The sequence below is a fragment of the Candidatus Nomurabacteria bacterium genome (assembly GCA_023898605.1).
Classification (GTDB): domain Bacteria; phylum Patescibacteriota; class Minisyncoccia; order Phycocordibacterales; family UBA9973; genus HK-STAS-PATE-34.
Window position 1 is genome coordinate 441,145 of sequence record CP060230.1, and the last position, 21,728, is coordinate 462,872.

At 37.2% G+C, this 21,728-nt stretch carries 30 protein-coding genes and 3 tRNA genes; 10 read left to right on the forward strand and 23 right to left on the reverse strand.

The window, feature by feature from the left end:
• Positions 1 to 49: 49 nt before the first annotated feature.
• The gene (argS, locus tag H6791_02490; protein USN94605.1) at positions 50 to 1,711 is read right to left on the reverse strand and encodes an arginine--tRNA ligase; all 1,662 of its coding nucleotides are present in this window, start codon (positions 1,709 to 1,711) and stop codon (positions 50 to 52) included.
• A 77-nt stretch (positions 1,712 to 1,788) separates the two neighbouring features.
• On the opposite strand from argS, the gene H6791_02495 reads away from it, so the two are divergent.
• The 3 genes from H6791_02495 (at position 1,789) to H6791_02505 (ending at position 4,445) form a co-directional block, all read left to right on the forward strand.
• A complete protein-coding gene (locus tag H6791_02495) occupies positions 1,789 to 2,343 on the forward strand; it encodes a DUF1599 domain-containing protein (protein USN94606.1) in 555 nt (184 codons plus the stop codon).
• 77 nt (positions 2,344 to 2,420) lie between these two features.
• Positions 2,421 to 3,818, forward strand: coding sequence for an FAD-dependent thymidylate synthase (locus H6791_02500; protein USN94607.1), 1,398 nt, complete (start codon positions 2,421 to 2,423; stop codon positions 3,816 to 3,818).
• A gap of 84 nt (positions 3,819 to 3,902) precedes the next feature.
• Complete coding sequence (locus H6791_02505; protein ID USN94608.1) at positions 3,903 to 4,445, forward strand: dCTP deaminase; 543 nt, start codon at positions 3,903 to 3,905, stop codon at positions 4,443 to 4,445.
• Between the two features lie 48 nt (positions 4,446 to 4,493).
• On the opposite strand, the gene rplK is transcribed toward H6791_02505, so the two are convergent.
• The 6 genes from rplK to H6791_02535 form a co-directional block, all read right to left on the reverse strand.
• Complete coding sequence (rplK, locus tag H6791_02510; protein ID USN94609.1) at positions 4,494 to 4,916, reverse strand: 50S ribosomal protein L11; 423 nt, start codon at positions 4,914 to 4,916, stop codon at positions 4,494 to 4,496.
• Positions 4,917 to 5,052: 136 nt separating this feature from the next.
• Entirely contained in the window at positions 5,053 to 5,601 is a 549-nt protein-coding gene (gene nusG / locus H6791_02515) for a transcription termination/antitermination factor NusG (protein ID USN94610.1), read from the reverse strand.
• A 7-nt stretch (positions 5,602 to 5,608) separates the two neighbouring features.
• Positions 5,609 to 5,779, reverse strand: a complete 171-nt coding sequence (gene secE / locus H6791_02520) for a preprotein translocase subunit SecE (protein USN94611.1) — start codon at positions 5,777 to 5,779, stop codon at positions 5,609 to 5,611.
• 89 nt (positions 5,780 to 5,868) lie between these two features.
• Positions 5,869 to 6,426 carry a hypothetical protein gene (locus H6791_02525; protein USN94612.1) on the reverse strand — a complete coding sequence of 186 codons (558 nt, stop codon included), beginning with the start codon at positions 6,424 to 6,426 and terminating at the stop codon, positions 5,869 to 5,871.
• A gap of 10 nt (positions 6,427 to 6,436) precedes the next feature.
• A complete protein-coding gene (locus H6791_02530) occupies positions 6,437 to 7,228 on the reverse strand; it encodes an SIMPL domain-containing protein (GenBank protein USN94613.1) in 792 nt (263 codons plus the stop codon).
• A 7-nt stretch (positions 7,229 to 7,235) separates the two neighbouring features.
• Positions 7,236 to 7,739, reverse strand: a complete 504-nt coding sequence (locus tag H6791_02535; protein ID USN94614.1) for an FKBP-type peptidyl-prolyl cis-trans isomerase — start codon at positions 7,737 to 7,739, stop codon at positions 7,236 to 7,238.
• 56 nt (positions 7,740 to 7,795) lie between these two features.
• Between H6791_02535 and H6791_02540 the strand changes: the two genes are divergently transcribed.
• Genes H6791_02540 through H6791_02550 form a run of 3 tightly spaced genes read left to right on the forward strand, consistent with a single transcriptional unit; the run spans position 7,796 to position 9,170 of the window.
• The gene (locus H6791_02540) at positions 7,796 to 8,314 is read left to right on the forward strand and encodes a hypothetical protein (protein USN94615.1); all 519 of its coding nucleotides are present in this window, start codon (positions 7,796 to 7,798) and stop codon (positions 8,312 to 8,314) included.
• A gap of 2 nt (positions 8,315 to 8,316) precedes the next feature.
• Complete coding sequence (locus H6791_02545; GenBank protein USN94616.1) at positions 8,317 to 8,727, forward strand: hypothetical protein; 411 nt, start codon at positions 8,317 to 8,319, stop codon at positions 8,725 to 8,727.
• Between the two features lie 2 nt (positions 8,728 to 8,729).
• A complete protein-coding gene (locus H6791_02550; GenBank protein ID USN94617.1) occupies positions 8,730 to 9,170 on the forward strand; it encodes a peroxiredoxin in 441 nt (146 codons plus the stop codon).
• Positions 9,171 to 9,242: 72 nt separating this feature from the next.
• On the opposite strand, the gene H6791_02555 is transcribed toward H6791_02550, so the two are convergent.
• The 10 genes from H6791_02555 to H6791_02600 form a co-directional block, all read right to left on the reverse strand.
• Entirely contained in the window at positions 9,243 to 9,896 is a 654-nt protein-coding gene (locus tag H6791_02555) for a hypothetical protein (GenBank protein ID USN94618.1), read from the reverse strand.
• A 202-nt stretch (positions 9,897 to 10,098) separates the two neighbouring features.
• A complete protein-coding gene (locus H6791_02560; GenBank protein ID USN94619.1) occupies positions 10,099 to 10,989 on the reverse strand; it encodes a TIGR01777 family protein in 891 nt (296 codons plus the stop codon).
• A gap of 112 nt (positions 10,990 to 11,101) precedes the next feature.
• Entirely contained in the window at positions 11,102 to 11,617 is a 516-nt protein-coding gene (locus H6791_02565) for a hypothetical protein (GenBank protein ID USN94620.1), read from the reverse strand.
• Between the two features lie 3 nt (positions 11,618 to 11,620).
• Positions 11,621 to 12,583 carry a calcium/sodium antiporter gene (locus H6791_02570; protein ID USN94621.1) on the reverse strand — a complete coding sequence of 321 codons (963 nt, stop codon included), beginning with the start codon at positions 12,581 to 12,583 and terminating at the stop codon, positions 11,621 to 11,623.
• 14 nt (positions 12,584 to 12,597) lie between these two features.
• The gene (locus H6791_02575; protein ID USN94622.1) at positions 12,598 to 13,008 is read right to left on the reverse strand and encodes an SET domain-containing protein-lysine N-methyltransferase; all 411 of its coding nucleotides are present in this window, start codon (positions 13,006 to 13,008) and stop codon (positions 12,598 to 12,600) included.
• Positions 13,009 to 13,164: 156 nt separating this feature from the next.
• Positions 13,165 to 13,812, reverse strand: a complete 648-nt coding sequence (locus tag H6791_02580; GenBank protein ID USN94623.1) for a DUF1211 domain-containing protein — start codon at positions 13,810 to 13,812, stop codon at positions 13,165 to 13,167.
• 23 nt (positions 13,813 to 13,835) lie between these two features.
• On the reverse strand, positions 13,836 to 14,573 hold the full coding sequence (locus tag H6791_02585; GenBank protein ID USN94624.1) for a HAMP domain-containing histidine kinase: 738 nt from the start codon (positions 14,571 to 14,573) through the stop codon (positions 13,836 to 13,838).
• 31 nt (positions 14,574 to 14,604) lie between these two features.
• Positions 14,605 to 14,676 (reverse strand) — tRNA-His (locus H6791_02590).
• A gap of 91 nt (positions 14,677 to 14,767) precedes the next feature.
• A complete protein-coding gene (locus H6791_02595; protein USN94625.1) occupies positions 14,768 to 15,784 on the reverse strand; it encodes a hypothetical protein in 1,017 nt (338 codons plus the stop codon).
• Entirely contained in the window at positions 15,781 to 16,110 is a 330-nt protein-coding gene (locus H6791_02600; GenBank protein ID USN94626.1) for a 4a-hydroxytetrahydrobiopterin dehydratase, read from the reverse strand. The genes H6791_02595 and H6791_02600 overlap by 4 nt, the downstream gene beginning before the upstream one ends.
• An 86-nt stretch (positions 16,111 to 16,196) precedes the next feature.
• Between H6791_02600 and H6791_02605 the strand changes: the two genes are divergently transcribed.
• A tRNA-Leu gene (locus H6791_02605) sits at positions 16,197 to 16,280 on the forward strand.
• A 33-nt stretch (positions 16,281 to 16,313) separates the two neighbouring features.
• Here the strand turns inward: H6791_02605 and rplS are convergent.
• The 3 genes from rplS to H6791_02620 form a co-directional block, all read right to left on the reverse strand.
• Positions 16,314 to 16,865 (reverse strand): 50S ribosomal protein L19, encoded by a 552-nt coding sequence (gene rplS / locus H6791_02610; GenBank protein ID USN94627.1) that lies wholly within the window; start codon positions 16,863 to 16,865, stop codon positions 16,314 to 16,316.
• A gap of 43 nt (positions 16,866 to 16,908) precedes the next feature.
• Positions 16,909 to 17,679 (reverse strand): RluA family pseudouridine synthase, encoded by a 771-nt coding sequence (locus tag H6791_02615; GenBank protein USN94628.1) that lies wholly within the window; start codon positions 17,677 to 17,679, stop codon positions 16,909 to 16,911.
• Between the two features lie 62 nt (positions 17,680 to 17,741).
• Positions 17,742 to 18,230 (reverse strand): hypothetical protein, encoded by a 489-nt coding sequence (locus H6791_02620; protein USN94629.1) that lies wholly within the window; start codon positions 18,228 to 18,230, stop codon positions 17,742 to 17,744.
• Positions 18,231 to 18,317: 87 nt separating this feature from the next.
• Between H6791_02620 and H6791_02625 the strand changes: the two genes are divergently transcribed.
• A complete protein-coding gene (locus H6791_02625) occupies positions 18,318 to 18,533 on the forward strand; it encodes a hypothetical protein (protein USN94630.1) in 216 nt (71 codons plus the stop codon).
• A 38-nt stretch (positions 18,534 to 18,571) separates the two neighbouring features.
• Here H6791_02625 and H6791_02630 read toward each other — a convergent pair.
• A tRNA-Val gene (locus tag H6791_02630) sits at positions 18,572 to 18,644 on the reverse strand.
• Positions 18,645 to 19,278: 634 nt separating this feature from the next.
• Positions 19,279 to 19,680 carry a hypothetical protein gene (locus H6791_02635; protein USN94631.1) on the reverse strand — a complete coding sequence of 134 codons (402 nt, stop codon included), beginning with the start codon at positions 19,678 to 19,680 and terminating at the stop codon, positions 19,279 to 19,281.
• A gap of 219 nt (positions 19,681 to 19,899) precedes the next feature.
• Between H6791_02635 and H6791_02640 the strand changes: the two genes are divergently transcribed.
• Positions 19,900 to 20,184 (forward strand): hypothetical protein, encoded by a 285-nt coding sequence (locus H6791_02640; protein USN94632.1) that lies wholly within the window; start codon positions 19,900 to 19,902, stop codon positions 20,182 to 20,184.
• A gap of 640 nt (positions 20,185 to 20,824) precedes the next feature.
• Here the strand turns inward: H6791_02640 and H6791_02645 are convergent.
• Positions 20,825 to 21,001, reverse strand: coding sequence for a hypothetical protein (locus H6791_02645; GenBank protein USN94633.1), 177 nt, complete (start codon positions 20,999 to 21,001; stop codon positions 20,825 to 20,827).
• Between the two features lie 388 nt (positions 21,002 to 21,389).
• Here H6791_02645 and H6791_02650 point away from each other — a divergent pair, with 388 nt between their 5' ends.
• Positions 21,390 to 21,530 (forward strand): hypothetical protein, encoded by a 141-nt coding sequence (locus tag H6791_02650; protein ID USN94634.1) that lies wholly within the window; start codon positions 21,390 to 21,392, stop codon positions 21,528 to 21,530.
• Positions 21,531 to 21,728: the final 198 nt, after the last annotated feature.

A 21,728-nucleotide genomic window follows, 5' to 3' on the forward strand; every position in this document is an offset into this window, starting at 1 on the left:
AAAATAAACAAAAACCAATAAAAATAAAAAAAATCAACAGGTGAAGTTTTTACATAACTTCTGGAGATTTTATACCTAGAAGATAAAGTCCGTTTTTTAATATAAAAGTAGTTTTCTCAGCAATCAAAAGATCGTTTTCAATATCTTGATTTGATTCGTCTATTATTTTTTTTGATGCATACCATGAATTAAACTCTCTACAAAGAGACAAAAGATAGGTTGTTATGTAGTGCGGTGCCCATTCTTCTATAGATCTATTAACTACATGTTCAAAACTTAACATAATCTTTTCTAGGTTAGATATTTTTGCGCCAGAAAGTTTTTCTGACGGTACATGACCAGCTTCTTTTGCATTTCGAAGGAGTGACATACTACGCGCGTATGTGTATTGGATATAAGGACCAGAGTCTCCTTCGAAGGAAAGTGATTTGTCTGGATCAAAGTTTATATTTTTTCCAGAAACAACTCTCAGTATCGCAAACTTGAGAGCAGATATAGCAATGTCTTCTGAACTAGAAGTGTCTTTGCCCAAACTCGCAATGTCTTGAATCAATGTTTCTAGTACATCGGATGCAATAGGTACACCGCCCTCTCGAGAAGACATCTTCTTGCCACGAAGCGTCATCCTGCCATGAGTTCTGTGTATTGTTTTTTCTTTCCAATCTTTGTCTATTTTTCCAGCCGCTGACAAAACAACGTCGAAGTGAGATGTTTGTTCGTGGTCAGTTATAACAACAGAAATATCTGGGTTGTATTTTTTGAACTTAAGAGAAAGCAGCCCTATATCTTTGGCCTCATATGTTGGATACCCTTCGCTGTTTATAAAAACTCTTGTGTGTAGTCCATCCTCTTCCCCTTTGTAGATTACTGCACCTTCACTTTCTACAAAAACCTCTGGGTGCTCTAGAACTATTTTCTTACCCTCTTCCCCTGCCTCACTCTCATATATAAAGTCATCAAAAGTTGAACCGAGTTTCTTTGTTTCGTTTATAAAGTATTCTAGATTTAGATCTTTTCCTTTCTTGTAAGCTTCGTATTCTTCTCCTTCTTCTTTTTGAAAAATCTTTCTGGTTATTTCTTTTACTTTCTCTTGAACGTTTTCGTTTTCTTCAAAAGCTTTTACCCCGTCGACATAACACTGACCTAGAAAATCCAACTTTTCTTTTGTAGAAGAAAGTCTATCTAGATTTTCTACACCCTTTTCTAGTAGCGACCAAACTGCCTTGCCTATACCAATCGAAACATCTGAAGGAAAAGAAAGTCTTTTTACATCTGCGCCAGAATATTCAGAAAGTCTGACTATAGATTCCCCTATCGCGTTGTTCATGACGTGTCCTATATGGAATGGCTTGAAAAGGTTTGGACTAGAGTGTTCAACGATTATGGTTTTACCTTTGTGAATATCTGTTTTACCAACACTAGAATCAATAGTAGATATATATTTTTCTATAAAATCATCTGTAAGACGAAAGTTTATAAATCCAGGTCCTGCGACCTCAATACTTTTTATCATGTCTCCTTTTTCTATTTTTGAAATTATAGAGCTTGCTAGTTCTGATGGATTTTTACCTAGTTTTTTAGCAGAAACCATCGCTATATTTGTAGTCATTTCTCCATGAGAAAAATCGTCCGTGTATTCCACAGTAGGCTTTTCCTCTATTCCTAAATCTCTGAGAGCCGAGACCAGCAAGGCTTCCACATCTTTTTTCATGTACCCTGATTCTAGCATAAAAACCAAAATTTTGATTTATAGGAAATTTATGTATAATCAGAAAAAATTGCACATTAATGGAAACATCCTATCGAAAAACCGAAGAGGAAATATCTTTGGTAATTAAAAAGTGTAAGGACTTATTTCTAAAAAAGAATCAAGATTATGGTTCATCCTGGCGAGTGATGCGACTTCCTAGTCTTACGGATCAAATTTTTATCAAAGCACAAAGATCACGAACTGTTGAAGACACCAAAGAAAATCGTGTCGGAGAAAGTATAGAAGCAGAATATATAGGTATGATTAATTACTCAATCATGTCTTTAATTCAACAAAAATTGGGCGCAAAACCAGAAGCCCATATGGACAAACAACTTCTCTCTGATCTTTATGACGAAGAAATTAAGGAAATCGAAGAATTGAGACAAAACAAAAATCATGACTATGGGGAAGCCTGGAGAAGCATGAGACCAAATTCATTTACAGACCTTATACTAATGAAACTTGTCAGAATAAAACAGATAGAAGACAATGACGGCAAAACGATTGCCTCTGAAGGGGTACGTTCTGGCTATCAAGATATTGTAAACTACTGTTTCTTCTGGCTTATCCTTACTGGATCTGAAAAATAAAAGCTGGTAACCCCAGCTTTTTTCTTTTTGACAAAACAGTTTCTAAATAGTAGTGTTGGTTTAAATCAAACCCAAAAATGATGCTTAAAAAATTAATAAAGAATTTTGTTCTCCGAGTTAGACTCGCGAGATTCAAAAAAAAGGTTACCTTTTCTGAAAAAAATGATCAGGTAGTTACAATCTATGACCACCTCGCCCCCGAGGATGACGCCATGCTTCAATCTCTAAATTCGAGACAAGCGGGTGGACTCTGGGTCAACCTGAAAAAGGTTTTGAGTGAAGGGAGTTCAAAAAAATTCATGAGCATGTTCTACATTGGCTATGGACACCGATCAATAGGTGATTGTGGCACAACAACAGTGTCTCTGGACGGAATTAGTATGCTTTCAGCCAAGGCTGTGCAAGACTGGCCGCTTTACAGTGGACAAGAAACATCTACCCGATACATTGATGTGGAAGGTTTGGGTGTTTATGACCCCATGAAAACTGAAAATTCTTCAGCTATCATGAAAAAATGGTTCGACTTTTACAGAGATGCTCGTCCGAGACTTATAGAACATCTTCTGGAAAAGTTCCCGATAGAAAAAGGTCAAAAAGAGTCTGTGTACAAAAAGGCGATCGAGGCTAGGGCCTTTGATATCCTTAGATCATTCTTGCCCGCAGGCGCTAAAACCAATGCCAGTATTCATATGAATCTCAGGCAATTTGGCGATAAGCTACTGTGGATGAGGCACCACCCAGCAAAAGAAACCTCGTCACTTGCACTTCAAATGGAAGAAATGTTGATCAAAAGGTATCCGTCCAGTTTTAGTGAAAAAAGATACCCTGAAAGTGAAGAGTTCAGAAAAGATTTCATGCAAAACCATTACCTCTGGACTGGAGGCATCCAAAAAAAGATGGGTTCATTCATTCATGGAATAAAAAACATAAGTGAAATGGAATTTATGAGGAGTTTTGGAGACCTTCAGAAAAAAAGGCCGCCAAAAACTGACCCACCAAAGGTTTGGAATGAATATGGAACTTTTCAGTTCGACTTTATGATCGACTTTGGATCCTACAGGGACCTCCAGAGGCAACGGAGTGCTGAACAAAGAATGCCACTTTTGACGACTGAACTTGGTTTCGAAAAATGGTACCTGGAAGAACTTCCGGAAGACCTGCAAAAAGAAGCTGAGATTCTTATAAAAGATCAGACAAGCGACATAGAAAGTCTCGCCTGCAGTGATGTAGAAAGACAGTACTACATTGCTATGGGATTCCGTGTTCCGTGCAGGTTTACAATAAAGCTTGCCGACCTGATCTACATAGTAGAACTAAGAAGTCAAAAGACTGTTCACCCAACCGCAAGAATGGTTGCTCAAAAAATGGGTGGTGTTCTGAAGGATGCATTTCCTGATCTTGTTCTTTATTTGGACGAAGAGCCTGCAAACTTTGATGTAAAGCGAGGTACTCAAGACATTGTTAAAAAAGGTTAACCAAAGCCCTGCGAAAGCGGGGCTTTTTCTTTGCCCTTGTTATATTCCCTCCTTTTTGTTAATGTTACGAAAAATCAGTAACCAATGATCCTTACAGACAAAAAAATAAAAGAGGAAATAGAGAGCGGATCGATTATTATCGAACCATTCATTCCTGAGAATTTAGGTACTAACTCCTACGATGTTCGACTTTCTGAGTATCTGGCTATTTACAAAAGTGCAATACTAGATGCAAAAGAAAAAAACGAGATCGAACACCTGACAATCCCAGACGATGGATTCATCATACACCCTGGAACGTTGTATCTTGGTACAACTATCGAATACACAGAAACTCACGCTCACGTTCCTTTCTTGGAAGGAAAATCTAGCGTTGGTAGGCTTGGTATAGATATCCATGCTACAGCTGGAAAAGGAGATGTTGGGTTCGAAGGATTCTGGACACTGGAAATATCTTGTACACAACCAGTCAAGATATATGCCGGTATGCCGATAGGGCAACTCATCTATTTTGAAATCTCAGGAGAAGTTGAGAACTCGTACAACAAGAAGAAAAGTGCGAAATATATCAATGAAGATCCTAGACCAATGGGTTCGATGATGTACAAAAATTTTCCTCTGAAATAAAGCAAAACCGCCCTAACTAAGGGCGGGTTTTTATTTGCTTTTTGTTGACTATTCTACGTGAATACCAGCTTGTCTTGCAGTACCAGCAACTATTTTCATAGCAGCTTCGATATCGTCAGTGTTTAGATCTTTCATCTTTATCTCTGCAACTTTTTTCAGCTGATCTTTTGTTATGACCCCAGCTCTAGATGAGTTTGGTCTACCAGCTCCCTTTTGGATACCTGCTTCTTTTTTTAGAAGTTCGATAGTTAGAGGAGTTTTGATTATGAAGTCATAAGATCTGTCTTCATAAACTGAGAGAACTACAGAAACAACGAATCCTCCCATTTCCTTGCTGGACTCATTGAACTTCTGAACGAAGTCTCCGATGTTTACTCCAGCTTGTCCAAGTGCAGGACCAAGTGGTGGCGCAGCACTAGCTCCCCCTGCAGGGACTTGAAGCTTTACTTTTTTTATTACTTTTTTTGCCATGTTTAAAATGTAAGTGTTAAGCGAATATTTGAAGCCCCGACGCTTTGGTCGGGGTCCCGACTTTACGTCGGGACATTTTTGTTTAGCGTAACGAGAAGCAATTTACCAAAAAAAACCTATTCTGTAAACCCTTCTCTTATATTTTTTTAATCTGTAGGAAGTCTAGTTCTACTGGAGTTTCTCTACCAAAGAGTGATACCAGAACCTTGATTTTTCCTCTTTCATGGTCGACATATGAGACCTTGGCCTCAGAATCCTTGAATGGACCGTCTGTAACCATAACTATATCGTCAACAGATATTTTGATATCGTGTGAGACCTTGTCGTCACCTTTCATTCTTCCGAACAATTCGTCTATCTCTTTTTGATCTAGAGGAACAGGATTTACACCCGCCCCAACGAAACCTGTAACACGAGGAGTGTTTCTAACAACATACCAAGAATCATCTGTAACGATCATATCAACCAAAACGTAACCAGGATATATTTTCTCTTCTGCTTCTACTCTTTTACCTCCTTTTACCTTTACTATTTTTTCTGTAGGGACGATAACGTTGAATATTTTGTCCTGCATACCAAGAGATTCTATTCTCTGTTTTAGATTTCTCTCAACAGCATTTTCATAACCCGCGTATGTGTGGACAGCATACCAATGCCTTTGTCCTGTAACTTCTTGTTTTGACATAAGCTTTTTAGATGATTACTTCTATTAGTTTTGTAAATATAAGGTCGAAAAATCCTAGAAGGTATCCGATAACTCCAGCAACAACTATAACCAAAATAGTTGTAACCATAATCTCTCTTCTAGAAAGCCAAGTAACGTGCTTCATTTCCGCTCTTACACTTTTTATAAATTCAAACATAGTTTCTTAATTTAGCTATTTTTAAAACGCCCTTTGGGGCGCCGTATGTCAAACATATTACACCATGAAAAAGGGTGTGTCAAACAGGATCAGGTTATAAGACCCCCCAATAATCCTATAAGTGTAACGAGTGTCACGTGACCCAAGAAAAGTGGCAACACTATCCTCCTAAACCTAATTTCAAACACAGCAAGAGAAACCATAAGAATGTCAGACGGAAACGGAGTAAGTCCAGCATAGAAATAAACAAATGATCCTATAAAAAACTGACTCTTACCGCCAATAAACCTTTTTATTTTGTTTACGTACTTGTTGTTCTTTTCTAGAATCGCCTCTTTGCCACGACGTGCAAGATAATAGAAAATATAGTCTCCTATTATAAGAGCCGGTGCAGTAACAAGAGCCAGTATGAGTGGGTCAAGTCCAGAAACGGCGAGTATGCCTATAGCGGCATAAAAACTAGCCGTAGTTGCAACAGAAACACCGCCCGAAAGGGCGATGATTACTGCGGCAATATAGCCATATATTCCTGAAACACCGATGAAGTTTAGAATTTCTCTTACGTCGACTTTGGCAGAAAATATGGTTAGTGCGACAACCAAAAGTATCAACAGTATTGCAATAACTTTTGACTGCCTAAAATTCATAGTCGAAAGATTATCTTATCTCGTAAGTTACTGTGACTTTCTTTGTGATCTTTTGTTCTCCTTCTGGAATTTCTGGTGACGGTGCAGACTCTACGGCGTCTAGTGTCATAACATCTCCTCCAAATGCTCTGTCGTAGTAAGGATATGCGTAATCTTCACTGTAAGATACTATTCTTACCAATCTAACCCCTAGCATATCAGCCAATCTTTTTGCTTCCTCTTTTGCGTTTGAAATAGCCATATCTCTGGCTTCATCTTCTAATGCGCTCATATCGTAAACAGTATAATTTGGTCCGTAGATAGAAGTAACTTCGTTCTCTCCTAGAATCTCCATAACTCTAGAAACAGAGTCTGTGTTTTTGATTCTTATTTCTATTGTTTCGCTTATCTCATAGGACTCTATCTCCCCTTTTACAGGTCTTGGATAATAGTAGTAGTTACTGTAAGCGTAAACTGGATTTGAAGAATAAGAAGTTGTCTTGATATCTTCGTCTAAAATACCTTCTTCTCTTATAAGATTGAGTATGTTTGAAACAGATTCAGAAAGTGCATCTTGTGCAACTCCTAGATCTTTGTCATTTTTTATAACAGTAAAACTAACTACTGCTGTATCTGGAACAACAAAAACTTCTCCTTCACCCTCTACATAGATAGTACTAGAAGGATAACTGTCGCTACCTATATATCTTAGTTCTTTTATACTTCCTATAGTTTTGAAAGCAAAGAAAATCATAAGTATAGCCAGAAGACCGCCTAGTGATTTTTGTATTTTTTTGCTTGTAAGCAATGTTTCTTTTTCCATATTTGTTTTATTTTATCGCTAGTAATTCAACCTCAAATATAAGAGTTGCCTTTGGAGGTATGGGTCCATATCCTGCTTCTCCGTAACCAAGTTCATAAGGAATTGTTAGTTTTCTTTGTTCACCGACTTTCATGCCCAAGACTCCTTCGTCCCAACCTCTTATAACTTGTCCTGCACCTAGTGTGAAATCAAAAGGTACACCTCTGTCTAAACTTGAGTCGAACTTTTCTCCACTTTCAAAAACTCCTGTGTAGTGAACTGAAACGATGTCTCCAGCAGCAGCTTCCACACCCTCGCCCTCTTTTAATGTTTCGATGACTAGGCCATCTTCTCTAGTTGTATTGTTTTCTTCTGTCATAGTTTCTTGTATTTGATTATCTTCTAATAAATTTTCATCTGGTTGAACCTCATCTTTTTTGCCGATTATATAAAAAATCGCTGCAATCGCAAAAAGTATACCCAGAAGTATTCCGGCGGTAACATTGCCCTTTTTGTAAAAATCTTTGTTCATACAAAAAGAATAATATCACAAAGTCAGATTTTTCGATATTTTGGTATAATTAGGCCATGAATACATACAAGTTGTACAAAATATTAAAACGTATATTTATATCACTAATAATCCTTGGCATATTGGCTTTTGTCGCAAGCGTGTTTTTGTATGATCCTGGCATCAAAAAATCAACATTACTTAGAGATGTGAAAGGAAATCTAAGCACTTTTATAATACTGGCTGATGGTTACAAAGACGCCAATGGTAACTATTCTGGGTTTTGTCTGGATAAAACAACTTCAGAATATATTAAGGGCTCAAACAAAAAAAATATTTATGGCGGAAATAGTGATGTAAGGTCAGATTGTTATGATGGAGAAAGTGGTTTTCTTGTTTACTCAAAAATATTCTACAAAAACAGAGAAACAGGAGAATATAGTATGACTTCCGGACACTGTCTTTTTATAAATGCTGATACACAGCATTCTTATGAAGTTAATCAGTATAGATACGGAGCAATAATGGTCGATACATATGGAGACAAAGAAATGGTGATAGACACAGAAAACTTTACCTGTAGTGTAGAAGAATAATTATGAAAACATTAAAATTCACAATAAAATTTATAGTTATCCTTGGAATATTACTCTTCATAGTAATTGAATTTATGATTAATGACATACCTGGTGGGGGCTATGACTCGGCTGTCAGGGTCAATATGGGAAATTTTAGAATGTTCGCCGGAGAATACAAAAATACCAATGGTGATTACCGTGGCATATGCACACTAGAAGACGAATTTGTTAAAGGAACCATCAGAGCTTTACGCAACGCAGAATGTTACGATGGTGAGAATGGGTATCTTTTGTACAGTGAGTACCAGGAGAAAAACAAAACATACAAAAGTTGTGTAGCTGACTCAGAAGAGTTTGGAAGTGTGATGTTTGTAGACAAAGAAAACATGGTGATCGACACAGAAAACTTTACCTGTAGTGTAGAAGAGTAGTTATGATAAAAGAAAACAAAAAAGCACCGGGTTTCAGTTCTGTAGACCAGGGCGGCAACAAAATAAAACTTAGCGATTTCCTTGGGAAATGGGTACTTTTGTACTTTTATCCAAAAGACAACACTCCAGGATGCACCAAAGAAGCTTGCGCTCTCCGTGACACTCACAAAGAATTCACAAAACTAAACGCCGTGGTTCTCGGAGTATCCAAAGATAGCGAGAAATCTCATACGAGTTTTATAGAAAAGTTCGGACTACCGTTTACTCTCATATCTGACAAAGATCAAAAAATTATCAAAAAATACGGAGCCGACGGTATCATGATGCCAAAAAGAGTTTCTTTTCTGATAAACCCAGAAGGTATCGTGAGAAAAATTTATAGCAAAGTAAAACCAGAAACTCACGCAAGTGAAGTAATTAGAGATCTAAAAGAGCTTGGGTGATATTGGTATATAAAAAATCCTTAGATTCAAAGTTCCAAAGGAACCAAGTATCTAAGGATTTAACTTTCCAAGCTACTTTTCAGAAGTAGCGGGAAAGTACAGGAACAAAATGCCCCCACCCCACGGATTCAGATAGTCGAAGCCGCTGGTACGGAAGTTCCACTCATCGCCATCCCAGTAGAGGCGCGCCGCGAGCAACATACCGTTCATTTTTACATGAAATATGTAGTACTCTCTTTTCAAAAGCTCCATACCAAAGCACTCTTTGGCGGTTTCTTTTTCAAAGATGAGCAAGTACGCGACACAAAAGAATGTGTCGAAGTTCATGTATTCAGGATTTTTACATGCTTTTTGGATTTCTCCACCTCGCATTCTTATTGGCAATCGATATTGCTCGAGCGCACCGAGATCGGTGCGGATAGCAATTTTCCGCTCCAGATTGTTCTGGATGAACTTCTCATGGAAACTCTCCCAGAAAAAAAGTCTGGTATCGCCCTCAGTTACTCGGGATTTGAACACCTCGCCGAGGACAAAGGTGTTGGCGAATACTTTTTTAGGCTCGAGTCGATTGTTTATTAACTCAATTATAAGCCTCAACCTTTCATTGTCATCCATATCTATCACATCCTGTGTGGATCCATGGTCAAGTAATGAAAGTTGTTTTTCTTCTTTTCCGGTAAGAAGCATAAGTGATGTGGTGAGCTTTGTCACCAGTTGCCCAACCATGGACAGTCTTACGGGTTTTTGTCTCATTGTGCTTGCTACGATACCCTACTTGCAAAATGCAACTACTCTACGTAGACTTTGATTTTTGAAGCGAACAATAAAATTACCTTGTAGTATATTTACCATGCCTTATTATATATGTCAATATCCTGTAATCACTCTAGTGATTTTGTGAGAAATAAATATGACAATATAAGTATAATCAAAGATCTAAAAGAGCTTGGGTGATATCGTTATATTCAAAAGAATATCCTAGAGAAGTCAGCTTTTCGGAGCTGATTTTTTGTGAAGAAAAAAGCGAAAGCCCAAACTCTCCCAAAACTATTTTTGCTATAGGCCTAGGAATCATCCATACAGGCCAGAATTTGTTTACTTTTGCAAAAACTTTAAAAAGATCTTTTTGAGTTACAGGTTCCCCTGCACCGGTATTATAAGCACCGCTTGCAGAATCATTTTCTAGAAGAAAAATATATATGTTCACTATATCTTGCCAGTGTACCCACGGCATATACTGCTTCCCGTTTCCAAAATATCCACCCAAGTGTTTTTTGAAAACTGGAGTAAGTGCACCCAGTATCCCGCCCTTCCCTAGAACATGTGCAGTCCTGACTAAACAAACTCTAGTTCCAAAATCACGAGCTTCGGATGCTTCTTCTTCCCAACTCTTTGCAACTTGTGCCAGAAAATCTACGCCGTAACTTGCACCCTCTTCTAGAAGTACATCTTTTTGGTCTCCATATATTCCAACAGCAGAAGCAGATATTAGTGCACTTGGTTTAACATTTGTTTTAGAAATAGCACTTACAAGATTTTTGGTTGTGTTTATTCTAGAATCTTTGATAGCGGTTTTTATTTTTTTGTTCCACCTCTGTCCTATGTTTACTCCGGCAAGATTTATAACACCATACACCCCTTCAAATATTTGCGGGTCAACCCCGAAAGAAGTGTCTACTTTTACAAAAGAAAGATTTTGATTTTCTATTTTGGGTGGAAATATATCAAGAACGACAACACTATAACCCTTCTCCATGAGAGACTCGGTTATTTTGCTACCGATAAATCCAGACCCACCTGTTATAACTATTTTTTTCATCCCAGAACAAAAAAATTATTTATAATTTGTTTTTTGTTTATTTTTTTTATTTTGTTAAACATATTTATTTGAAATTTTTTACTTTTCTGTTTTTTGTACGGGATAAATCATATTATAATTTTCTAGAATCATATGCCCAGTGTAGCAGTGCCTGTCTCTGACGAGGCCTACAAAACTCATCTCCTTTTCTGCAGTTATGAACGACTTGTCCAACATGACGCCTCATAGCGATCCACCTACCTATCTGTCTCTTGTCCTCCATCGGAAGACGCCTACCCATATAATACCTACAGTACCACTGGAACCAACCTCTTGGATCGTGACGCTGGTTTATCCATCCATTTTTTCTCCAAACCGCTAGGGATTGAGACGCGTTTATTCCAAAATAGTTTATTTCTTTCTGGCTCTTCTTTACTCCATCTGGAGCAAACTTGGCTTTTGTAAACCAATCTTTTGGAAACTCTTTCTGGCAATCTCTCATATAAACTCCACCAAAAACACCGAGTTCCAACATTTCTTTTGGAGTAAGGTCTGGCTTGAAATCTGGATCAAAGTCTTTACCCATAGGAGAAGTTATCTCGTAAGTGTAACCTTTTTGCATTTTGTCGTTTACAATAACCTTTTTCATTTTCTACGAAAGTACGATTAGATAAACCAAATACATTATATATATAAAAATAAAAGAAAATCCTTGCCATCTTTTGAGTGTATGTTTTCTCCCTACAAAAAGAGCTGCAAATAAAAACACGCTGGCTGCAACTGTCATGAAAACATAGGAAATATCTGTTAGAGAAAAAGGTAGCGGAACAATCACAGAAGTTACGCCCAGTATCCAGAATATATTGAAGATGTTTGAACCAACGGCGTTTCCTATGGCTATGTCAGTCTTGCCTTTTCTTATCGCAACGATAGAAGTAGCAAGCTCTGGAAGAGATGTTCCTATAGCAACAACAGTAAGACCGATAAGTGACTCACTCATACCCAGAAGTCCTGCTATTTTTATAGCGCCGTTTACTATCCACTGACCACCAAGAGTAAGCATAACGAGTCCAACTACTATCATAAAAATAGCTCTTACTGGTTTTATATTTGGCGTACCAGAATCTTCTTCTGTTTCATCTTCACCACCTTTTGCGATAGAAACTGTGTAATAAAGAAAGATCGCAAAAAATCCAAGCAGTGTTAGTCCGTCTCCTCTTATAAGCATAGACGGGTAACTAGAATTGAATATACCGTCTAATGCCAAGAACAAGACAACCAGTGCGGCGAGTAGACTAAAGGGTATTTCTTTGAAGATAGTGTTTCTTTTTACAGTAAGTGGCTTTATTGCCGCTGCAACTCCAAGTATCAGAAAAATATTTGCAATGTTGCTTCCTAGAACGTTACCTACCGCAAGACTAGTAGAACCCTTGAGAGCAGATATAACATTGACCGCAAGTTCTGGAGCAGACGTACCAAACGCAACAATAGTAAGACCTATAACTATTTCTGTAACTCCCAACTTTCTTGCAATAGAAGTAGCACCATCGACTAGAGTGTTGGCACCTTTTATGAGGATAATAAATCCTACAACAAACAGTATATAAGTCAGCATCTATAGATTATAACCTACTTTTTCTTGGAGTTAGAACACTTACCACAAAGACACCCGTAAGGTGCGATAAATTCTGCTACATATTCTTTGCCATAGTCATAGGTTATTTCTTCTCCAGAAAGAATCTTTTTCTTGGCTTCTATCATAACTTTGTTTCCGTGATTTATAGCTTCTGCGTTTGGTTCGCAAGAGTGATTGATATACCTTGCAGTATTTTCTCTACCACTACCATCTATGGTCCTCCTAGAAGAAAGCTCAAAAAGGTATCTTCCCATCTTCTTGTCGGCTTCTTTGTTAGAAATAATTTTTCCGGTGTATTCTATTATCTCCTCCCCTTTTTTGTAATCACGAGTAGCAAAAAGACCAAATCCTGAAAAGGATTTTTTGACCTTGTAACCTGTATTTGTGTGTTTTTTGTTTTTCATATATAAGTCATGCTATCATATCAGAATGACAAGAATATTGAAACTAATACTTCTGGTAATAATCGCAGTAGTATTTATCCCGGCTTTTATAATAGTAACCCTTCTCAATAAAACCTGGTCCAAACTAATAAAAGAAGTTATAGGACACGATCCGCTCTAAAAAAGCGGATTGTTTTCTTTTACTGGCCAGACTTTGTCCAGCACAACGTTGTTTATCTTGCTAGATATAGGAAGCAAGTTATATAAAACAGCAACAGTAAGAATAGTCAGTGATAGTTGTATACTTAGAAAACTTATATAGAAAGCTATTATTGCACAAAAAACAGGTAGGAGAATTCTGAAGTTTCCATTTCTAATCTGTCTTCCTGTGTATTCTACGTTTTCTATTTTATGAGAAGTAAGTATGTGATGTCTCATCCAATAAAGCGAAACACCGATAGTTATGACGTTTATTCCGAACATACCTATAGCAGTTTGTGTATAAGGATATGATCCCAAAAGATGCGCCGAAAATGGAGTAAGTGCTACAAAGAACAAAAATATAGCGTTTCCTCCGGTAAGTTCTATGTCTATATTTTTTGCCAAATCAGAGATTATAAAGTGGTGAGCCCTCCAATATGTAAAAAGTACTGCGAAAGAAAGCAGGTACGCTAGAAAAAGTGGCACACTCTCCCACAGGGCGTAGTTTAATTCTTGGTTGGTTATAATTTTGTCGAAAACTGGAACTTTTATCTCTAAAACCAGTAGTGTCATAACGATAGCAAAAATCCCATCGTTTAGTTGATTCATTCTATCTTGCCTCATGAGATTCATTATAACAAAGAAATTTATCTTTTAGGTAGAAATATTTCAAAAACAGTTCCCTTTTCTTGGTTTGGGTAGAACTTTATATTACCGCAATGTTCAAATATTATCTTTTTACAAAAATACAAACCAAAACCATGTCCATCTACACCAGAAGTATTTGATCCACGAAAATGTTTAGAAAAAATCTTTTCTTTATCTTCTTCTGGTATACCTAGGCCTGTGTCTTTTACAAAAACTCTTACACCTCCATCTTCTACCTTGCCTTCGACATATACAGTTGATCCATGTTGAGAATACTTGATAGCATTTCCTATAATTCCACTAAAAACAAACTTTATGTTTTCTCTGTCTCCGTCGAGAATGATCGGTGAATCAAAACCAACAAGATTTATAGAAACACCTTGGTGCTTTTTCGATATCTCTTCGCTCATAACAACCTCTTTTATAATTTCAGAAAGATTTATATCACCCTTTTTCATATCACACTTGACCTTGCCTCCTGAGACAAAAGAACCGTTGTTCATTGAATCATTCAATACAGAGATAGAGGAGTTAACGGCTTCTTTTATTTTACTGGAAAGAAAATCTCGTCTTTGGTCATCCATTTGAGAAGAAGAAAGTTCCTCTATACCCCATTTTATCTTGGTTAGCTCAGAAGAAAGCTTGTGAGAAATAAAATACAAAAGATCTCTTGAGTCATCTTGCTCTGGTGGACAGAAATCACCTTCTTTGAGCTTTTTGAAAATATTTAATTTCATATGATGATTATATCAAATAAGTTTATCTTTGGGTGCCTATCGGGACTCGAACCCGAACTGAGAGTTCCACAAACTCTAGTGCTAACCGTTACACTATAGGCACCATATTCGCCTTGCTCAAAATTAAAACTCAAAAGTCAAAACTTTGAAAAAGCATGTAATTTATAACAAAAAAGCGATGTTTAGTCTAGGTTTTATATTTCTCTTCTCTCAAGCTTTTTCTCGAAAAACATAGCCCCAGAAAATGAGCCTAAAACCAAAACTATATAAATAATAAGTATCGCCCAGACAGATAGTGGTAGTGATCTAACTGACCCAAGTATAAATATCGAATACCAAGTAACAAGTGACAGTCCCCCTGAGAAAAATGCTAATTTTCTATCTCGTCTTGTTTTAGGATCTAGGTTTTCACTTTTCTCGCCAAATGGTATAGATGTGAGCTTCTTGGAAATATAGAAGTTAAGCAAACTTCCATTCAATATCACCACTAGGACCAAAATCATCTTTGCAACAAACTTTGTATTTTGCAAAATATCTGGCCAAGAAAACATTGTAAGAAAAACTCCAGTTACTAAAAGCACGACAATCGCAAACCATATGATTCCAGAAAGAGTTTTTGTTATAGCCTTTTCAGATTCAGAAATCTGATAGTCTTTCAAGAATTTGAAAAACAATGTATCAGTAACAGTTGTGGCCCCCACGCCAACAGCGGCAGCTATACCGTGTAGAATCACAAACACGATTTTGTGTTTGAACCCCATAAGAAGTAGTGACAAGTCTGCGTGAAAGTATGCGACTATTGCTATAAACAAAGAAATAACGGCGGAGCCTAGACACCAAGCACACCATTCCTTGATAACAAACGCCTGCAAACATACAAGATAAACAGAAAAACAAAAGGCAAAAATAGAAATCAAAACTATATAGAAAGATATATCTGCAAGAGAAAATACTGAAACAAAAAACGAAGCAAAGTAAAAAAAGAATATAAATCCATAATAAGCCATACCTAGAACTTCTAGTGGTATCCCCGCTATCTTGGAGTAGTCACTATGAACAACTGTTTCGCAGTTGCTTCTCATCGGACAAACTAGTGGTTTTGCCTTTTTCTTGTGAAGATGAATTTTTCTAGCAAGCAAAAATCCTCCTAGTCCCAAAAGAACTAATATTGTTTTCAAAATAAGTGTTTTGTACAAAAAAAATAACATCATATATTTGCATCTATCTTAGCTGCTAGTATAAAGTCATTTTCGGAAAGACCTCCTATACTGTGAGTCGTGAGTTCAACCAAAACTCTTCCATAATAAAAATGCATGTCCGGATGATGACCCTCTTCCTCCGCAAGATTTACAACCCTAGCTACAAAGTCTGCCGATCTTCTATATGAATCAAAGACAAATTCTCTACTTATCATAGATGCGTCTGGAGAAATCTCCCACTCTGGAATTTCTTTTAGAAATTCTTGGGCCCTGGGAATAGTAAGTGGCATAACGCTTTTGTCTTCGCACGCTTTGCATTTTTTACCCTTTAGTGACATATATATACCCTTGATATTATCAAAGTGGTCACCCTTTTACAATAAAAATTGCATAATAGTTTCTTTTTGGTAGTATTTTATTTACTGCGCAGGTGTTGAAACTGGTAGACAAGCTACCTTGAGGTGGTAGTGCTCGCAAGGGCGTGGAGGTTCAAGTCCTCTCCTGCGCACATAAAATCAAAATCCCCTTTCGGGGATTTTACTTATTCAGACTTTGTTTCTTCTTCAGTTGTTTCAGTTGGCGCTTCTTCTGTTTTTTCTTCTGGAGCCGCTTCTTCAGCTGGTACTTCTTCTACAACTTCTTCTGTTGTTTCTACTTCTGTCGCCTCTTCATTCTCTACAACTTCTTCTGTTTCAGGTTCGTTTGCTTGATTTTCTGCTTCTAGAGTAGCTGTATCGCTAGAGAACATAAACGCTTTCATTCTCTTTCTCATTTCTTTGATAGCTTTCTCTCTTATGAAGTAAAGCTTGCTTCTTCTTGTTTTTGATCTCTTTAGAACTTCTATCTTATCTATCAATGGAGAGTAAAGTGGAAATATTCTTTCTACTCCAACACCATTTGAAACTTTTCTAACTGTAAATGTTGCTCCTGGTTCAGCTCCGTGTTTTCTAGCCAAAACAACACCTTCAAAAGCTTGGAGTCTAGTTTTTCCCTTTTCTTCTATTTTTGACCAAACTCTAACAGTATCACCTGACTTCATATCAAGAGCTTTTCTAGAGTTAACATCAACTGGTGTAAATTTATTTGTTTCCATACGTCCGAGTAATCTAACACACGATAGCCGGATTTGCAAGAGTTTACAGGCTTTTTATGGCTTTTTCGAAGTCTTCTGGGTATGGAGCCGAGAAACTATAGTCTTTTCCATCTGGACCAACAAAAGAAAGGTCTTTGGCGTGAAGGGCAAGCCTGTCAAATCCTAGTGCCTTTTCTCTTTTGCTGGCATATAGAGAGTCGGAGACTATGGCGTGATTTATATAAGAGAGGTGCACTCTTAGTTGGTGGGTTCTTCCTGTTTTTGGAGACAAAGATAGGTGAGCAAATGTTCCTTCTTGAGTATTTCCTCCAATCCTATCTTTTTGTTCTACTGGTTTTGATCTTTTGTCTATACGAGAAAGAACACGGTAGTATGTAATAGCTGTTCTTAGTGTTCCTCTTTTTCCGCGGCCAGATGTCCACTTTCTTATATCACTAGAACTCCTTCCTATATCGACATTTATTACGTCTTCATCTTCTTTGGGCCAACCGTATACAAAAGCTTCATAAACTTTGTCTATTTGATGAATTTTGAAAACATTTTTGAAATATTCAAAAGAATGTTGGTTTTTTGCAATCAAAATAATCCCAGATGTATCTTTGTCTAATCTATGAACAATACCTGGTCTTTTGACTGAAACACCAGAAAGAAATGCGTCTTCTCCCACTCCTTCTATCTCTGGCCATTTTTCCAAAACAAAATCTACCAGCGTTTCAAACTTGGCTTTTCCGTCGCCGTGAACTGGAAGACCTGCTGGCTTAGACAAAACGGCAAAGTCTTGGTTTTCAAAAATTATCTTTATATTATCTTTCACTAGACACACTATCTCACAAAAAAAGATGGTGTCAAATAAAAATCCCTCAGCAGAAGTATCTGCTAAGGGGTTATTTTGTGTACAAGGCCGAGTTTTTTCATGTCTTCGGCATTCAACACTTTTTTATTTGCCATAAGCTCGAGAAAAACCTCAGGCTTTGTGGCGTTTCTTGACCTCAAAGATAGGTACTGGGCTTTTTCTTTTGCCCTTATAACTATCTCCTCTTCTGATAAAGACGGGTTACTTTCATAATGCCATTCGAAGATAGCATTTTGTTTTGCTGAGACCCTATTCGCCCTTGCCAGAATTAATATTCCAGCAGAAGAACAAACCTCTTCAATAAGAAAATGAAAGTATATCTTTTTGTCGTTGGCACCATTTATCAGCCTTATCATGGTGTCAGCGACCTCTACTTCACCGCCCTTAGTCCTAAAGAAAATATCAATATTTTGATCCTTCTCTTTTTCAGACCAGGCAATAATAGAAGCCAGCTGACCAAGCATCTCCCGACAGACCCTTCCCTTGAGATCAAAAACTGCTTTCTCTTTCAATTGACAATTTTTTGATTTGAGAGTATAATACTATAGTAAATGACGTTTGTCAATAAGTCGTTTTTATTAAGTAATTTTTTACATATTATGGAAAGTTTACCAAAAGAAATAGCAGCTAAAGTACAAAACATGTCTCCAGAAGAAAAAGAAGCTTTTATGGCACAAAGGGCTGCTGCCCTATCAATGGCTGACGCATCACCAAAAACTTTTGAAGAAAGTTCAGGTGGATCAGTTATGGAATCAAGTGATATGACAGAAGAAGAATTAGAAGCTAGAAGAGATAGACAAATCAGTAACCAGTAAAAACAAAAGAACCGCAAATGCGGTTCTTTTGTTTTATGTGCGCGATGAGGGACTTGAACCCCCGACCTTTCCGGTGTAAACGGACTGCTCTACCAACTGAGCTAATCGCGCAAATTTAATATCTACCAAAGCCGACGATTCTGTCGGCTCCCCGTACTCTTTGTTTTACAAAGACGTCGGGGCTGAGCTAATCGCGCAAATATTTGGTGGATAGTAAGTACATTAGCACAAACAAAAAAATATGAAAAGTATCTACATGGCTTGTGGTCACGAGTTACTAAGTCTGCTCACCCTTCATTTGTACTAACAAATGGAGGGTTGCGCAGACCAAGTACTCTCGACTCCACCTCGCGGTCGCAAGGCGACATCGCTACGGTCGGCACAAAAGACATAAAATCCCACGCAGGTGGGATTTTGTGTCTTTTATACTACCACACTCGAACATCCGTTCAGAACGGAATACACTAATGGACGTCGGTTTTGCGAAACAATTTTCTGGGGACATGGATTCGCAAAACCTCGGCTCTCTTCCCGCCCGCAGGAGGGGTCTGGGGAGGAATGCGAGTCGGATTCTTTTTGGGTTTTGGTGGGCGGGCATTAAGAAAGAAAATACATAATATTTAAATCTTGGCAAAGCCCAGATACAAAATTTAGTATTATGCTTGAACCACCATCCCGTTCGCGCACAAATTCTGCCCCTTAAAGAAAAAAGAACTGTTCGCTTTGCGAACAGTTCTTAGATAAATTATTCTCCTCTGAATTTCAATCCGAGTTTTTCAAGCATCGCATCAATTTCTTGCATTCCTGCTTTTCCAAGGTTTCGGTTTAGTGGTTTGTCTGGGTTTACAAGTTTTACCTTATATTTCCCTTCCCCTTCTAAATATTCAACCCTGCGTTGTTCATTAAATGTCAATGCCTCAAATTCTTCAGTGGTAAGCCCCGTTCCATCAGTGAATCCTTTTCTGGAGAAAAGAAGTAAGTCTTCTAATCTTTCAATACGATTCGCTCTTAAAACATTGTGTATTCTCACCGAGAAATCAAAAATTAATCCTAATTCTCCTATTTCCATACGGAGCCATCGCCCCAGAGAATAATTTAATTGTACAGTTACGGGTACAATCCGTTTTCTTTCTTTTGTATTGTACATATTTTATATTTAATTTTTCCCAGATACTCTAGCACGAAACGCTTGACAAGTCAAGCATAATCTGCTATACTGTTCGTAGTTCTTTTAAAACACTGTTTTTGACCATTTTGATTGTTTTATACGCTGATCTTATGATTGCGGTCTTTACATTGTTTGAGCTGTGGACTTTTGTCTGTAGTAACTACTCTGAAAATTCAAACAATTTAAAAACAATTAAAAATGGAGAAAGTAAAAATTTTAAAATGCAAGACCTATGTTGATTGCTGGGCAGCTACAAACATACTTGGCTCATGCCAGTATGTAGAAATTACACAAGGCAACCTTTTAACTACCTTAAACAAGTTGGGCTTGTATTGGTATGACAACCACAAGGACAGGGTGTTAAGGGAGCTTGAATGCGAATTTAGTGCATACCACGAAGGATTTTACCTTGATGTGATAGATGGCTACAAGAATGAACAAGGCGAACTACTAATTAAAAGTAGTGATGCACAGCATTGCTAGAACTTGGGCGAGAGAAAACTTCTCTCGCCCTCATTATTCAAATCATAAAGCAATTTGTGGTTTTATGGTGAAAAATTGTTCTTTAACTTTCAACCAAAGAAGCATGCGTAAAATTTCATGAAATCTTGAAAGAAGATAGTTTTATTCTATATTTAGCTAGTATTTCATCTAGAAAGCGCTTGCAGACTGCAAGCTAAACTTTCTAAAATATTCTTTTCTTATACCAAGTCATAAAACGTCTATAAATACTGGTGTCAAAAATAAACCTCCAAACAAAAGCAACAACTGAAAACATTCTCATAGACATATTTACTACTCTCTTGCTTGATAGGTTTGTAACTTTTGTCTTTTGTTATTAGCACAGTAAAAAGGTTTATCATGTTTCAAAATCACCTAGTGCTAATCCTATAGCCGTACCATAATACGACAGACTCTTCCAAGCTGAGTTCTGGTATATAATCAGAAAAAAATCAGTTATATTTTCCAAGTTTCCGAGTTCTGCAGGTATACCATACTAGAAGAAATATATTCTGGAAAACCTTTTAGTAGAGATTCTCCACCACAAAGAATTATTTTTTATTTTATTGTTTTTTGCTGTTTTTTCTTCTGCGTAGGTAATGCCAGTATATATACACCTTGTTTATCTCATCTCGTATTGCAGACAAAACTCAGCCATAGCTTCTAGATAAGACTCTCCCCTCGTAGGTTCATACCAAATTCTCTTTTTTAGTTTCTCGGCTTCTTCTTCTTTGATTTTAGATTTTTCTCCAAAGACTTCCTTTTGTAACCACCTATTTCTACTATTTTGAGTTAGCACAACACTACCAGAATCTACAATAGATATACCTGTTCTTGTTGCACAAGATCAACCAACATAACAGTGTCAGTACTACCTTGTGGAAATACCGCTCTGGCGAGAACATGCTTCTAGTTCAAAGACAGTGGTATAACACAGACTCTTCTAAAGTTCAATATAACTATTGATGGCCGCAAACGGTGTGTAATATGAAAAATGATAGCCTTCTTTGTCTTCCTTGATTAAGGTCATAGTCATAAACGGATTCATTATTGGAGCAATGGGGATATGCTCTTCACAGAAAGCTCTATAGCTGCAACTTCCTTGGGATCAACTTTGGGCATAGAAAGTGTAAAGGGTATATTTGTTCTTCTGGTAGGGCAACTCTTGTAAACGGAATTTTTTTCTTTTGACGATACTTCTTATGATTTCAGCTAGGGCGTCTTTGTTTATGATTTTTCCAGACTCAACAATACCAGCTGGTGTTGCTTGTACCATAGGTGTTTATTCTTACAGAGTTCTTTGTCTTTTTGAGCAGAGACATACTTAACAGACCTATCAGAAATATCTAATCCGATAGATTGCATGTTCAAAAGTTTTGGTACAGGAAAAATTGATTCTATGCTCATAAACCTTATAACAGATTATACTACATAAAACGAACCAAAAACAGAAGATATTAACGAAATACGATATAAAGCACTGGAAATAAAGTGAAACGATAAGTGTAAGTAAATTGAAATATTTA